Raw genomic sequence first — 14,663 nt, 5'->3', positions numbered from 1 at the left:
ACATTAAGATTGAGAGGTATATTCTATGATCAAATTAAGTGTATTAGACCAATCCCCTATTTCAGATGGTAGTACAGCAGCCCAAGCTTTTTCACATACAGTTACACTTGCACAAGAAGTTGAAAAACTAGGGTTCACACGTTTTTGGGTATCAGAACATCACAATTCTGTAAGTCTTGCTGGTTCAAGTCCAGAAATACTTATTTCTCATATTGCAGCGAAAACAGAGCGGATGAGAGTCGGTTCGGGTGGTGTTATGTTACCGCACTATAGCCCATATAAAGTTGCTGAGAATTTCCGCGTTCTAGAAGCGCTTTATCCAAATCGTATTGACCTTGGTGTTGGCAGAGCACCTGGTGGTATGCCAATTGCAACTCGCGCACTTCAAGAAGGAAAAATGGTTTCACTTGATCAATATCCAGAACAAATTGCAGATGTTGCAATGTACTTACATGATCAAGTACCAGAAAACCATCATTACGCAAATTTAAAGGCTACCCCTGTGGTTCCAACATCTCCTGAGATGTGGTTGCTCGGTTCTAGTGGAGAAAGTGCAATGATTGCCGCAAAACAAGGTGCTTCTTTTGCATTCGCACAGTTCATTAACGGATACGGTGGCCCTGAAGTAATGAAGGCTTATCAGGAACAATTTCAACCTTCCTATTTAGGAGATAAACCAAAATCAATCGTCTCTATTTTTGTTATTTGTGGGGAAACAAATGAAGAGGCGGAAAAAATTGCTTCTAGTTTAGATTTATCAATTTTATTACTAGAGCAAGGAAAGCGTACAACTGGTACTCCTTCTATCGAAACTGCACAAAATTATTCATACAGCGCTTATGATTTATTCCGTATAAAAGAAAATCGTCAACGTATGATTGTCGGTGATCCATCTTCTGTGAAAGAACAAATCATGAACTTAAGCAAAGCATACAATACTGATGAATTTATGATTGTAACAATTACTCATCGATTTGAAGATAAATTGAATTCTTATCGCTTACTAGCGAATGCTTTTCATTTATAAGGATAACAGGGAGATACATCCATTATGATGCATCTCCCTTTCTTACTACTTATTACTTTTGTCTTCTATATATTTAATAGCTTCTTTTAATAGTTCATCAAAATCCTCAGGATAATCATGTTTTAAATTAGGTACAACTTTAAACTCATGTTCTATATTCTTATCTTTTAATACTTGTACAAATTGCTGTGTACATTCGAAACAATCTTCATCTTGATCCCCACACACTACATATCCCTTTATATTTTTATCTTGTAGCACTTCCAATAACTCATTCCATTCTTCAAGTTCTGGAAGCCACGGCGCCATAAAAATAAAACCATCTACATCTATATTTTTTTGTAAAATCGTATACAAAGCTACTCTTGCACCAGCAGAAAAACCACCAATTATTACACTTTCTACTGTATGATTTTCTTTAAAATTAACGTAATGCTCTTTTAATTCCTCTTTCCCTCTATGTATATCATCCCAAACAAACCCATCTGAAAACTGAATTTGCGAAGACTGTGGTAAAGCTAACGTATAATCTTGATCCAAAACAGATTTCCAATATGGTTCTACTATTGCTATATTTTCTTGATCTCCGTGCATTGCAATCAATAGTTTTTCTTTTTTCTTACCTTCTATAAATTTCACATCTGCTCGTTCTTTCTTCTTTGCTAATTCTTCTCTTTCTTTACATAATTGAACCATTTTATGAAACTCTTCAAATTTATGTAGTGGTTTTAAATCGTCGTCGGTCATTAAATATTCATTTCCATACCAAAAACCCTTTTCTATAATAGCTTTCTTCATTACATGCATCGCTTCTTCTTCAAGCCCTGCCGCACTCGCCAGTGCATATTTAAAATTATATATTTGCGCCTCATTCCCCACTATGCCTTTCGCATGCTCCATTATATAATCGTATGCTTCCAAACTTCCTTTATTTGCGTAACAATGTAACGTTTCATTTAATAATTGAATGTAAGTCATATTATTTTTCATACACCCATTCCCCCACAATCTTTTATAATATGTATTTCTCAAACCTTTTTACTATTTTGTAATCACTATATATAACTCACGCTAATAGTACTTAATCATTACTCCTCTTCGTCCAATAAGTTTATTATAGAATTGAATAGATTGAAATTTCAATATTTTTATAAACAAAAAAAGACAACAATATATTTATTGTTGTTTTCAATACATCTAACCACTCTTTTGTTTTTTTCTGTCTGGTTTACTCGAAACTAAATAATGTTTTTCTGAAATATATAAATCTCTTTTTAATATACGATTTAAATACGGTCCTAATTTCATCCCACATATAAGACGCTCTTCACTACCTTCAACAATTGGAAACATTTCTTTTTCTGTTACGTACTGATCTACTGCTTTTTGTACGATATCAATTTCTTTAACTAGGTTTAGATTTTCTTCTGTATGTTCAAATACCTCAAGCGTTTCCTTCGTAATAAGAAAACTATTTGTTGGAAATGCAGGTAAATACGGCTTTAACAAATCATAATTTACTGTATAATCATCATTTACTAATACTGTATAAACAATATTAGCATTCGTTTCTAGAAACTTGGCCATCGCTTGTTCTAATTCATCTTTCGTAATTTCACGCTCTTCTTTTCCAGTTCTGAAAAAGCGAAACATCGCATCGCCTCCTTTTTACTATATTATAGCATAAAAGAAAACTGAAAAATCACAAAAAAGTCATTGAAAGAATTTTTCAATGACTTTTTTCTTTATCAACTTATATTTATTTTAAGAACGCACTTAACATCCATACGTGTTGTTCTAATGTTGTATGAATTGCTAACAACATGTCCGCTGATGTTTCATCGCCAGCTTCACCAGCAACTTCCATGCCTTCTTTTAACTCTTGAATCAATGCAGAGTAATCATTCACTAATGTTTGTACCATTTCTTCTGCAGATTCCTTGCTTGTCCCTTCATTTACACTAGATGTTGCAAGGTATTCTTTCATTGTCGCTAATGGCTTACCTTCCAATGCTAGAATACGTTCTGCTAATTCATCAATATACGTTCCAGCTTCATTGTAAAACTCTTCAAATTTCTCATGTAATGTAAAGAAGTGTGGTCCTGTCACATACCAGTGATAATTATGTAATTTCACATATAACACATTCCAGTTTGCTACCTGCTTGTTTAATACTTCAACAACGTTTGTTTTCGTACTCATACAATCCACTCCTCTTATCATTTCATAATGTTTATCTTTTAATAACCTAATTACATGTTACCATACATTTCCTATCCTTTCGAACGATTGGCTCATATGTAACAAAGTTTTAACACCTTTAATACTTCCCTAATATCTTTCAATTCATGTATGTTTTCAACTACTTCTTACGTCTAATTGTCCAAGCTCATACATATGCATAATAGTAAATCAAGCTCATCGTAGTAGAAAGAGGGATAACATGGACAATCAACAATGGCAAGTAGCAAAGAAAGTCGCTGCTACTTATATTGGAACAGTCGTTGGAGCTGGATTTGCTACTGGACGAGAAATTGTTGAATTTTTTACAGTGAACGGATTTTACGGAACAATTGGTATATGTGTCAGTGGATTTTTTTTTATTTGGCTTGGCACGAAGATGATGTTGCTTTCATCACAAATCGGCGCATTTTCAGCGCAAGAATTTAACAAATATTTATTTGGAGATGTATTTGGTAATGTTGTAAATACACTATTATTACTCGTATTATTTGGTGTAACAAGCGTTATGTTATCAGGAGCTGGAGCGGTATTTGAAGAGCAACTTCGTTTACCAAGACAACTCGGCATTCTCATTACAGTAATTGCATGCCTCATTATAGGTAGTCGTGGATTACAAGGTGTCTTTGAAGTAAATACTCTTGTCGTACCTATTATGATGATTTTTATTATAGGACTTGCTATTACTACTTTTTTTCATGGTACAACTCCTATTAGTAACACTATTCCAGTAGAAAGCTGGAATATGAAGTGGATTACTAGCCCAATTACATATGTCGCCTTAAATCTTTCTCTTGCCCAAAGCGTTCTCGTCCCGTTAGCCAGTGAAGTTAAAGATCGAAAAGCCATTTTATGGGGCGGTATTTTAGGTGGAGCAGGACTTTCTTTAATTTTACTATGCAGCCATTTAGCAATCTTATCAGTCGATCAATTTTATCAATATAACATCCCAATGGCTGAAGTCATAAGAAGATTTAATGCAACTTTCCACTTCTTCTTTGTTCTTGTTATTTTCGGCGAAGTGTTTACAACTTTAGTTGGCAATGTATTCGGAATGACAAAACAAATGCAATCGATTACCGGATGGCAAAACAACAATATTATTTTCTTCATTTTACTAATTAGTTATTGCTTTAGTTACGTTGGTTACAGTGAATTGCTCCACATTTTATATCCTATAATCGGATGGGTCAGTATTATTTTACTCCCGATTATTGCTTTTAAACGACTTCAAAAAACATAGAAGGAGCATCCATGTCATTGGATGCTCCTTCTATGTTTATTCACAATCATCACAAACTTCCCAGTACGGTCCCATTTCGAGTGCTAAATATGGCTTTAATTGCAAGCGAATCATCCGACTAGGCATACGTTCTAAAACGAATTGAATTCCTTCTTCCTCTTCGTCTAATTCAACTTTTGAAATCGCAATTCTTTGCATAGTAGAAATAGGCATTCCATCTTTATATAAAGTGATTTTCACCTCATCATATTCATTAAAATACAATTCAATACTCATTTCATTTTTCAACATTTCATCAACAATTTCATATTTATCATTTCGTTCCTGGATTATATATTTCCAGCCGCCTCTACCTTCTTCTTTCGGAGCTGTTTGAAATAATGTCATCAAATCCTCGTATAGCATAAGATAACCCCTCTCTTACTAAAAAACGATGAGTATTTTATATACCCTTTATCTCTATCACTATCCAAATGTATTGTACCATATATCACCGTTTTTACCGTATTCATTTGCTTCATACTGCATATAAAACAGCTGATTTTCTTCATTGCTATATGAATTGTCTCTCATTGTATTTCTTAATATGCTTCTAAAGCTTTCCAATCCTATCAAACATAAGTAAATGCACTCTTTGGCCATCCTCCGCTTAGTATTTCCTTACAATAACAAAAAGGAGAGTGACTTATATCACTCTCCTTAAAAGAACTTTCCAGTAGCTACTAATGCTAATACTAGTATTAAAATTGTAAATAATAATGATACAATGAAACTAAAAATAGGTAATGCTTTCTTTTCATTCTTCTTAAAGAGTAACTTTAAACTAAGAAAGATGTTTACTGGTACAAATATAAAATAAAAGTATTTAACAATTTGCACCGAACTATTTGAAAGTGTTTTTAAAATAAACACTTCAATGAGAAAAACAATGAAAAACGAAATACTTAACCAAAATGAGACATAACTAAGCCAAGAATGTCTTTTGGTCCCCCAGTACACTCCCATATTAATAATCTCCTTCATTTGCATTCTATATGATTATAATTATACATAAAGTTAACAAATACCTCTATTTTTCGACAAATATTATACATGATATACCTTTAAACATCCTAAACATACTCTCTATCACATTTCATGTTACATAGTAAAAACAGACTACTCCAAAATCTCATACTGCTATTTTGGAGTAGTCTGTCCTTTATTACACTTTAAATCTTTCAATTAACCCTTGTAATTCTTCAGCCATTTGAGATAATGTGCCCGCCGCAGAACTAATCTCCTCAATGGACGCTAGTTGTTCTTCTGCTGATGCTGCAACGTTTTGAGTACTCGTCGCATTATTCTGTGCTGTCATTGCAATTTGCCCTACTGAAATAGACACTTCATTTGCACCTTTCGACATCCCATTAGCGGTTTCAACCATCGTTTTAATTTGATCTGCAATTTCATTTGTAGATTGTAAAATCTCAGTAAAGTTTTGCTTCGTTTCATTCGCAATAACAAGTCCAGATTGAACTTCTTCATTTACATGACCCATAGATTTTACTGTCTTACTCATGTCATCTTGTATTTCACATATTAATTTACTAATTTCACTAGAAGATACGCTAGACTTCTCCGCCAATTTACGTACTTCATCTGCAACAATTGCAAACCCTCTTCCGTGCTCTCCCGCTCTTGCAGCTTCAATTGCTGCATTCAAAGCTAAAAGATTTGTTTGATCTGCAATATTTTGAATTACTTCTAGTATGTCACCAATTTGTTTAGATTTATTATTTAGTAACTGTATAACTTCATCTGATTGTGAAACAGATTCTGCAATAGATTGCATTTGATTTACAGTTTTTCCGACTAGTTTTCCGCCATCTTCTGCTTTTTCACGAGTATGAGCAGAAGCGGTACTAATTGATGAGGAACTATTTGCTACATGCTGAATTCCTTCTGTTACATCAAATAGTAACATTGCACCATTTTCTACGCTTGTCGTTTGCGTTGTTGCCCCGCTCGATATTTCATCCATTGCCATTGTAATTTGCTCAGTTGCTTCACTCGCTTGTCTTACACTTGCCGTCAGCTCTTCTGATGCTGCTGCAACATGTCCAGCCGAAGTATTTATTCTTCCTATTAACGTTCGTAATGCATCTGTCATCTCATTAAACCCTTTTGCAAGTTGACCAATTTCATCATTAGAATGAATCTCGATTGTTTGCGTTAAATCTCCCTCACTTATTTCTTTGGAAGTGGTAACTAATCTCTTTAATGGCTTCGTTATAGAAAGTGTCACAAAATAAATAAGCGCCCCGCCTATAACTAATGAAATGAACATTACAATTAACATATTATAAAATACAGGCTGTGCAGCTTCAATTATTTCATTCGAGTACATCGTCCCACTGATTTTCCAACCTGTTTTTACATTTGTAGCAAATACCATTTGTTTTTCGCTGCCATCATACATATATGAAAAAGCACCGTGATTATCTTCATAAATTTTCTTGGCCCAAGAACCAGCTGCTTTTTCCCCTGATTTTTCTTGAGGATGCGCAATTATTTTTTGTTTCCCATCTAAAATGAAAGCATACCCTTTTTTACCGATATTGATTAACTTTGTTGTTTTTAATAAATTATCTAAACTTAAATCTATTGCTACAACACCGTTTTTATCTTCTGTTTGTTTCGCAATCGTTACGACAATATGTCCATTTCCTTTCGCCTTATACGGCTCAGTAATGACAATACCACCTTGTTTTGCCACTGCATCTTTATACCAAGAACGTTCTGTTGGATCATAGTCTGCTGCCATTTGTATATTTGGCTCTTGCACAAATTTCTTATCATTCCCAGCAACATAAACTTGTTCAACATCTTTATTCAAATTGATATATTGAGATAACATTTTTCTTAATTCTTCTTGATTATCCCCTTGGTACATATTACCTTGAATCACACGTGCAAAATTATTTACATCATTAAATTTCGCCTCAATCATTTGATTGATTAAATTATCTAATATTTTTATATTGTCGTGAGCACTGCTCGTAATCTGTGATTCAAAATTCTTTTTAGCTGTTTGATAAGACATGCCTCCGATAATAGAGACAGCCGCAATTAAAATAACAAAAAATGAAATTAGTAGTTTTTTTGCTACTTTCATATCACGAAACAAATTTAATAGTCTACCCATTACAAACCTCCTGCTTTTCAATTTAAAAAGTTAAACGTAACGAATTATAAATATTTCCCAATCCCTAATTATTATTTTTATAACCTACTATGATGAATACTTTGTAAAGTTTAAACAATTAAATTCTATTTGTCTATATATTTGAATAATATTATTATAAAATTTACAAATGTAAAAATCCAAAGGGAATCACCCTTTGGATTTTTACATTTTTTTATGCTGTTTAGAAATCTTTTTCCACTTATCACGCTCTGCCCTTGCAAGAATAGCATCTTGTTTTCTCATAAAATACGCTAGTTCTCTTTGTAATTTTTTATAGTTTTGCAAACGATTTATCGTAATAATTCCGTTAGCAATTGCACTATGCACTGCGCACCCTGGCTCATTTTCATGCTTACAGTCCCTAAAACGGCACGTTTTTGCTAGTTCCTCAATATCAGAAAATGTTGTTTGAATTGCATCGCTTCCTTCCCAAAGCTGTAGCTCCCTCATACCAGGAGTATCAATTACTAAACTACCACTCGGTAATCGGAACAATTCACGATGAGTTGTCGTATGTCTTCCTTTACTATCTTCCTCACGAATATCACCGGTTTTTGCTACTTCAATTCCTATAAGTGCATTTAACAAAGTGGATTTTCCAACCCCAGATGATCCGACTAGAGCAATTGTTTTTCCTGAAGAAACAAATTGCTGCAACGATTCAATACCAGTATGTTCTAAACTATCAACAACGAAGATCGGAACACCAATTGCCACAGCTTCTGTTTCAACGATTTTCTGTTCCACGTCCTCACATAAGCTACTCTTTGTTAAAACAATAACAGGCATTGCACCACTTTCATACGCTAGTAGTAAATAGCGCTCTATTCTTCTTACGTTAAAATCATGGTTAAGTGCATTCACTAAAAATAGATAATCTACATTTGCTGCTATTACTTGTTCTTCCGTTCGAGTACCAGCCTCTTGTCTAGAAAAAGAGCTTCTTCTTGGAAAAATACGATGAATAATTGCTTTCTTTTCATTCTCTATTTTCTTTATATATACCCAATCACCAACCGCTGGATAATCACCCTTCGTTACTGCTTCATGCCGAAACTTACCAGACAGCTCTGCCATATATTCACCATCATTGCAAATAATTCGATATATATGCTTATGCTCAAGTAAAATACGCCCTACTTCAAAGTTCTCTACAGCTTGTTCCTCAAAAAAAGAATCCCAGCCGAACGATTCTAAAATATTTTGATTCAAATTGATATCCTCCCTAGTTTAAGCTAAGCGGAAGGATCGTGCGCTCCCTTATATAGTCTCGCCCTTTCCATCCACCTTTGTATTTGGTTTATTATTCATATAAACTATTTTCACCATAATACATCACCCCGTTCTCATTTTAATTACTCTCATTATATGGAATATCTATACAAAAAGCTACCTTATTTAACGTAATTTTCAAACATTTTATTTTTCATCATTCTAATTTGCCCACGGTGATTAATCTCATCTTCTAGTACATGAAACCACAGATAGTGCTGGTTATATGCTACACCGTTAGGCCACTTTCTTTCTGACTTAAGCCACTCATCATCTTGTTTACTCAAATACTTCAGAGATTCTTCTCGAACACTTTGTAGAAGTTGTACATAATACTTTATTTCATGACCACGGATTGTTCTCCCCACTTCTCCTAAATACAGTGCGTCTTCCCATATTTCTAATTCTTCTTTAATAAAGTCACGCTCTTGAAATGAAATAAGTTGATGAGCTTTTTCTATAGCTGCTATATGCTTTAGTAACGCTCCAATGGAATTCCCTCTACTCGGTTTCATTAAATCTAATTGCTCAACTGATAGAACTTTTATTTCCTATAATGTTACGGCCCTCGTATGCTCCAGCATGCTTACTAATTCCCCTATATTTTTTGTATAACCATCCACACTTCTTATTCGGTAATCTATATTCATATCACGCACCCCTTTCTACATTCATATTACGGAATAACCGCTTCATATAATAGACTCATATATATCAGATTTTTCTGTTATAATTAAATTGAATATAGAAAAAAAACCAAACAAACTTTCTCAATATGCTTCTATGAAATATTAAAAGGAATCAATATAAAATAATCGAATCTTATTCACTAAAAGGAGTGGATTCGATGGAAATGTATCAATGGATAACTGCTGTTCTCGTTGGTGGCATTACCGGTTTCGTTTCCCATCTAATCAATAACCAAGGTAAGTTATTGCTTCCACGCCGTTTGAAAACTTTTTTTCACTTTGGGTTTTTGACTGATATTTTCACTGGTAGTCTAGCTGCACTTCTTGGACTCGTTTTATTCGATGTCACCTTAATAAAAGAAATTATTAAAGTATCCATTGTGACTGCTATTTCCGGTCAGACTTTCTTACTGCACCAAGCGCTTGGTGGTGAGCAGGCTAAAAATACACAAATTGGGAAAGCTGATGAGAAGATTCAAGAAATTGACAAATTATTACGACGTTAGTCTATACTTTCTTTAAAAATTATTGCTATAATAAACAATAAATATTTTCTATTGCGTCGTTTGTCAGAAGAAAGGGTGTTTCGTATGACAAAAAAGAAAATAGAAGATTTCTTAACAGACACTGAAAAAGAGGAACTGCTAGAAAACTATAAATGTTTACGAGAAGCCCGCACCAAAAGCGAAGCTAACTATTTTGGAGAAGCAGTAAATCATCTATTAAATAAAGCAAAACAACGAATTATTAAAGATGCAGGCATACATGATGAAAATGCAGCAACTGTTCAATCAAAAAGAAAAGCACTGTTTTAGTTCATTGGCTAAAACAGTGCTTTTTATTGAGGTATTTTTCACATTACTTTCACATCTATTTCACAAATATAAGTAGTCCGATATGCTAAACTAAATATATCCTTTCCTAAGGAACTATATGCCGATATACAAATCCCTATCTTTATAGGGATTTTTTATTTTTGGATTCCTCATAACTTTGTTACAATGCATTACTTCTACTATTTCTATACTTTTAGTAACCACTGTAATGAAAAGTATATTCATACATTTACGCTCTTATTTATTATGATATATTCACTATCTATACAAGCTTTATGATGCAATTCCCGTTTCACTATGTTCAGTAAGTTTTTCACTTTTTCTAAACAAAAATAAAGCTACAACATATAGTAACGCAGTAAAACTACCTATAAGTATAAAATTGTGAGATGCTGCAAATAACATTCCTGCTATTGCTGCTCCAATCATTTGACCAATATACATAGAAGCATTCGCAAGCGCTGCTCCTGTTCCTCTTGCTACACTAGACATGTTTTGTAAGTGCCTCATCATTAATACAAACAAAATTCCTGTCACAAAAAATATAACAAAGAATAATAACTCCACAAATATAATGTTCTTTACATGAGGAAGTAATACATATAGCACTGCTGTAAATATAATTCCACCATAGAAAGAAAGGTTATAACTAATTTTATTTACGATTCTAGGGCCAAAAATATTACCGGTTAAATTTCCTAATCCTAATACGAACATAGCTGTACCTACTTCATGAACTTGCAAGCCAAATTGAATGGAAAGCCATACACCAAAAAATGAAAATGCAGCAAAATTACCAGTTTGAAAAACAAAATATGCAAAATAAGAAAGTGAAACCTTTGAATCTGCAAGTAATTGTTTATAGCGCTTTAAGATGTTTGTTTTACTTTCACCTATATGAACAGGTTGTATTTCTGGTAATACTACATAAATAAGAATGACAAGTAATGCTGATAATATACCAATGACGAAGAATGGTGTTGTATAGTGTATCATTGCCAAATACGATCCAACTGGCAATCCTAAAATTTGAGAGATTGCTAACCCTGCTGTTGCAATTCCAAATGCCTTTGCAATTTGTTTCTTCTCTATAAGGACCGGAATAGATGCCCACACTTGTGGAGATACAAAGGCTGCACTCACACCTGCTAAAAATCTAAATGCTAGCATCCATAGAAAACTCGGTGCCATTCCACATAAAGTGAAACTTTAATCAGTGGGGGTTTTGTTCATCCCCCACTGATTATTAGNNACCTAACTTCTTTGCTTTCGCTGGATTTTGAGGTGGGGGTCTTACTGCCCATTAAAGCGGGATAAAAACGTACTTAACGCAAAAAAACTCATTCCTATTACCATCACTTTTTTTCTATTTAAGCCATCTGATATAGGACCAGCAATAAGTGCAAATCCAGCGTACCCTAAAGCATATGAACTCACCATCCACCCTGACAGCTCAGTTGAAACATGATACACCTGTTGTAATGTCGGTAAAAGTGGTGAAATTAAGAAAGTATCTGTACCTATCATAAACATGATCGTAAAGAATATAGCTAGTACTCTTTTCATTTAAACCTTCTCCTTTTATATAAGAAAAGGGGACTCCCCCCTCTTCTCAACTAAGCTTCTAAAATAGTTTCAATTTCTTTCATAACCTTTTCATTCAATGAAACTTCCACCGCTCTTACACTTTCTCTTATTTGCCCCGCTCGTTTCCCACCAGGAATAACAGTATCAATTCCTTTTTTGTTTAATAGCCACGCTAAAGCCAAATGTAATACTTCAAGATTCATTTCTTTAGCTAAGCCTTTTAACTTCTCAACTTTTTTAAAGTTACTCTTATATGTATTTTCTTCAAATAGATTTACACTTTGACGCCAATCACCTTCACTTAATTTAAAATCTTCCGTATATTTCCCGCCTAGTATCCCAAAGGCAAGAGGTCCGTACGGAATAAATGAAATACCTGATTCTATACAATACGGCAAAAGTTCTTCCCCAGCAGCACGATCCAACATATTATACGGTGATTGTACAACATCAATATGTCCGTGCTGATTCGCTTCTTTTAATTGCTCTAGGTTTATGTTTGATATTCCTATTGAACGAATTTTCCCCTCTTCTTTTAGGCGAGTAAGCTCACCAATTGAATCTATGTAACTTGTTTCTGGATTTGTAAAATGTAAATAATATAAATCAATATAATCAGTTTGTAATCTTCTTAAGCTATTTTCCACAGCATTTCTTAAATAGCTTCGTTCATTATTAATATAAACCTCTCCATTTAATAACGGCTGTATTCCACCTTTTGTAGCAAGTACCACTTCTTGGCGTTTTCCTTTCAATACTTCGCCTACCAATTCCTCTGATCTACCGAAACCGTATGAATCTGCTGAATCAAAAAATATAATCCCTTGCTGGATAGCTTCTTCTATTAATCGTTTTCCTTCTTCCTCATTCACATTAGCATATAAATTATGCCCCCCTACAGCGTTTGTTCCTAACCCCAACTTTGAAATATGTAGTCCTGCCTTTTGTAATTTAGTATACTTCATTTTTTCTCCCCCCTATATTTCTATTGTTCTAATATATTCGAACAATAGAAATATACCACTTTATATGTTATAGTGCAAACTATATTAACTTATACAAGTAGGTGAAAAAATGCGTACTCTCTATCATCCAAACCGAGAAGAAATTCAATTCTCTTCTGTTTTATACGCACTTAGCGATCAAATTCGTTTACAAATTGTAACTATGCTACTAGAGAAACGTGAACAATCTTGTGGTGCGTTAAACATTCCAATTGCGAAATCAACTTTATCTCACCATTTCAAGGTTTTACGTGAATCTGGTGTTATGTATACACGTCTTGAAGGAACACAGCGTTTCATTTCAATTCGTGAAGATGACTTACATGCTAGATTCCCCGGTTTATTAGACGTCGTATTACATGCGACAGAACCATACTAAAAAACATCTCATAAAATTATGAGATGTTTTTTGTATTTTCTATTCTTTTAATAAATCTAATAATCCATTCCCTTCAGATGTACGTTCATAACCTAAAGGTACAGTTCTTTTAATAAGTTGTGCATATATTTCTGGCTCTGATAATTTTCTACCATATTCTCTCTCACACTGCTTAATAAGCAATGCGAGCGCTCCAGCCACATGCGGTGTCGCCATAGAAGTACCACTTAATACCGCATATTTCCCTTCAGGATACGTAGATAATATTTCATCGCCTGGCGCCACTAAATCAATTTCTTGATTCGAATTACTAAAACATGCGATTTTCCGTTCTAAATTGACAGCGCCGACTTCAATTACTTCTGAGTATGCACCTGGGAAATCTAGTTCCTCCGTGTTATCATCACAATCTCCATTATTCCCAGCAGCACATATGACGAGAACATCTTGCTTTACCGCGTTTTGAATTGCTTCATGTAATTCCGGAACGTCCTGCGGACCACCAAGTGACATTGATATAACTCTAACTCTTTCTTTATTAGGCCCTCTCCAATTTACAGCATAATGAATCGCCTCAATAATTTGCCCATAACTTCCAGACCCATCTCCCGCTAAAACCTTTAACACTAACATTTTAGCAAGAGGTGCGACTCCTAAAACACCGACACCATTTTCAGTCGCTGCAATTGTCCCCGCTACATGAGTACCGTGTCCGTTATTATCAAGATAAATATTTGGATCTCCTTCATAATCTTTCGTGAAATTTCTTCCGCCAATAATGCGATCCTTTAAATCTATATGATTCATATCACACCCTGTATCTAATACGGCAACGATAATATCTTTTCCTTTCGCACTCTTCTCCCATACTTGCGGAGCATGAATGAGTTGTACACCTGGTGGAATTTCATTTACTTGTTCAACCACCTTTTCGACTGTAAAAGGAATCAATTGTATACCTTTTTGTTTATTCGCTGTACTACTATTCATCGTAATCCCTCCTGAAAATAAATTATTTTCATTTCAGACCACTTTTAAAAATGCTTACATGTAACATTCGTTTTATTCGTTTCATATTCCTCCCTTACAAATATTTCTCAATATAGCTTACTAATTTTATCCCGCATTAACGGGCAGCCCGATTGGTGAGGGCTG

Annotated in this window: 15 protein-coding genes and 2 pseudogenes; 5 read left to right on the top strand and 12 right to left on the bottom strand. The window is 34.2% G+C overall.

The window, feature by feature from the left end:
- The first annotated feature begins 25 nt into the window (after positions 1–25).
- Positions 26–1,027 (top strand): LLM class flavin-dependent oxidoreductase, encoded by a 1,002-nt coding sequence (locus tag COL05_RS13970; RefSeq protein WP_098669048.1) that lies wholly within the window; start codon positions 26–28, stop codon positions 1,025–1,027.
- Positions 1,028–1,072: 45 nt separating this feature from the next.
- On the opposite strand, the gene COL05_RS13965 is transcribed toward COL05_RS13970, so the two are convergent.
- The 3 genes from COL05_RS13965 to COL05_RS13955 form a co-directional block, all read right to left on the bottom strand.
- Positions 1,073–2,017 carry an alpha/beta hydrolase gene (locus COL05_RS13965; RefSeq protein ID WP_098669047.1) on the bottom strand — a complete coding sequence of 315 codons (945 nt, stop codon included), beginning with the start codon at positions 2,015–2,017 and terminating at the stop codon, positions 1,073–1,075.
- 207 nt (positions 2,018–2,224) lie between these two features.
- Complete coding sequence (locus COL05_RS13960; protein ID WP_098669046.1) at positions 2,225–2,680, bottom strand: DUF3939 domain-containing protein; 456 nt, start codon at positions 2,678–2,680, stop codon at positions 2,225–2,227.
- A gap of 106 nt (positions 2,681–2,786) precedes the next feature.
- A complete protein-coding gene (locus tag COL05_RS13955) occupies positions 2,787–3,230 on the bottom strand; it encodes a Dps family protein (RefSeq protein WP_000105198.1) in 444 nt (147 codons plus the stop codon).
- Positions 3,231–3,471: 241 nt separating this feature from the next.
- Between COL05_RS13955 and COL05_RS13950 the strand changes: the two genes are divergently transcribed.
- On the top strand, positions 3,472–4,512 hold the full coding sequence (locus COL05_RS13950; RefSeq protein WP_098669045.1) for a YkvI family membrane protein: 1,041 nt from the start codon (positions 3,472–3,474) through the stop codon (positions 4,510–4,512).
- Between the two features lie 36 nt (positions 4,513–4,548).
- On the opposite strand, the gene COL05_RS13945 is transcribed toward COL05_RS13950, so the two are convergent.
- From COL05_RS13945 to COL05_RS13920, 5 genes are all read right to left on the bottom strand, one after another.
- Positions 4,549–4,917 carry a DUF3979 family protein gene (locus COL05_RS13945; protein WP_098669044.1) on the bottom strand — a complete coding sequence of 123 codons (369 nt, stop codon included), beginning with the start codon at positions 4,915–4,917 and terminating at the stop codon, positions 4,549–4,551.
- A 294-nt stretch (positions 4,918–5,211) separates the two neighbouring features.
- Positions 5,212–5,517 carry a hypothetical protein gene (locus COL05_RS13940; protein WP_098669043.1) on the bottom strand — a complete coding sequence of 102 codons (306 nt, stop codon included), beginning with the start codon at positions 5,515–5,517 and terminating at the stop codon, positions 5,212–5,214.
- A gap of 199 nt (positions 5,518–5,716) precedes the next feature.
- Positions 5,717–7,699 carry a HAMP domain-containing methyl-accepting chemotaxis protein gene (locus COL05_RS13930; protein WP_098669042.1) on the bottom strand — a complete coding sequence of 661 codons (1,983 nt, stop codon included), beginning with the start codon at positions 7,697–7,699 and terminating at the stop codon, positions 5,717–5,719.
- A gap of 204 nt (positions 7,700–7,903) precedes the next feature.
- Entirely contained in the window at positions 7,904–8,953 is a 1,050-nt protein-coding gene (gene rsgA, locus COL05_RS13925) for a ribosome small subunit-dependent GTPase A (RefSeq protein WP_098669041.1), read from the bottom strand.
- 182 nt (positions 8,954–9,135) lie between these two features.
- On the bottom strand, positions 9,136–9,561 hold the full coding sequence (locus COL05_RS13920; RefSeq protein WP_257152571.1) for a DinB family protein: 426 nt from the start codon (positions 9,559–9,561) through the stop codon (positions 9,136–9,138).
- A 299-nt stretch (positions 9,562–9,860) separates the two neighbouring features.
- Here COL05_RS13920 and COL05_RS13915 point away from each other — a divergent pair, with 299 nt between their 5' ends.
- The gene (locus COL05_RS13915) at positions 9,861–10,208 is read left to right on the top strand and encodes a DUF4257 domain-containing protein (protein WP_087959566.1); all 348 of its coding nucleotides are present in this window, start codon (positions 9,861–9,863) and stop codon (positions 10,206–10,208) included.
- A gap of 84 nt (positions 10,209–10,292) precedes the next feature.
- Positions 10,293–10,517 carry a hypothetical protein gene (locus COL05_RS13910; protein ID WP_000162601.1) on the top strand — a complete coding sequence of 75 codons (225 nt, stop codon included), beginning with the start codon at positions 10,293–10,295 and terminating at the stop codon, positions 10,515–10,517.
- Positions 10,518–10,555: 38 nt separating this feature from the next.
- Here COL05_RS13910 and COL05_RS32185 read toward each other — a convergent pair.
- The 3 genes and pseudogenes from COL05_RS32185 to COL05_RS13890 form a co-directional block, all read right to left on the bottom strand.
- Positions 10,556–10,763, bottom strand: a pseudogene (locus COL05_RS32185) (hypothetical protein).
- A 48-nt stretch (positions 10,764–10,811) separates the two neighbouring features.
- A pseudogene (locus COL05_RS13900) lies at positions 10,812–12,065 on the bottom strand (MFS transporter).
- A gap of 89 nt (positions 12,066–12,154) precedes the next feature.
- Positions 12,155–13,090, bottom strand: coding sequence for an aldo/keto reductase (locus COL05_RS13890; protein ID WP_098669040.1), 936 nt, complete (start codon positions 13,088–13,090; stop codon positions 12,155–12,157).
- 109 nt (positions 13,091–13,199) lie between these two features.
- On the opposite strand from COL05_RS13890, the gene COL05_RS13885 reads away from it, so the two are divergent.
- Positions 13,200–13,508: an ArsR/SmtB family transcription factor gene (locus COL05_RS13885; RefSeq protein ID WP_098669039.1), complete on the top strand. Its 309-nt coding sequence runs from the start codon at positions 13,200–13,202 to the stop codon at positions 13,506–13,508.
- A gap of 39 nt (positions 13,509–13,547) precedes the next feature.
- Here the strand turns inward: COL05_RS13885 and COL05_RS13880 are convergent, their stop codons facing one another.
- Positions 13,548–14,498, bottom strand: a complete 951-nt coding sequence (locus tag COL05_RS13880; protein ID WP_098669038.1) for a serine protease — start codon at positions 14,496–14,498, stop codon at positions 13,548–13,550.
- Between the last annotated feature and the right edge of the window lie 165 nt (positions 14,499–14,663).

This window comes from Bacillus sp. AFS059628, assembly GCF_002571225.1.
Taxonomy (GTDB): domain Bacteria; phylum Bacillota; class Bacilli; order Bacillales; family Bacillaceae_G; genus Bacillus_A.
The sequence above is the reverse complement of the archived record's forward strand: the minus strand, read 5'-3'. Positions and strand labels throughout refer to the sequence as shown.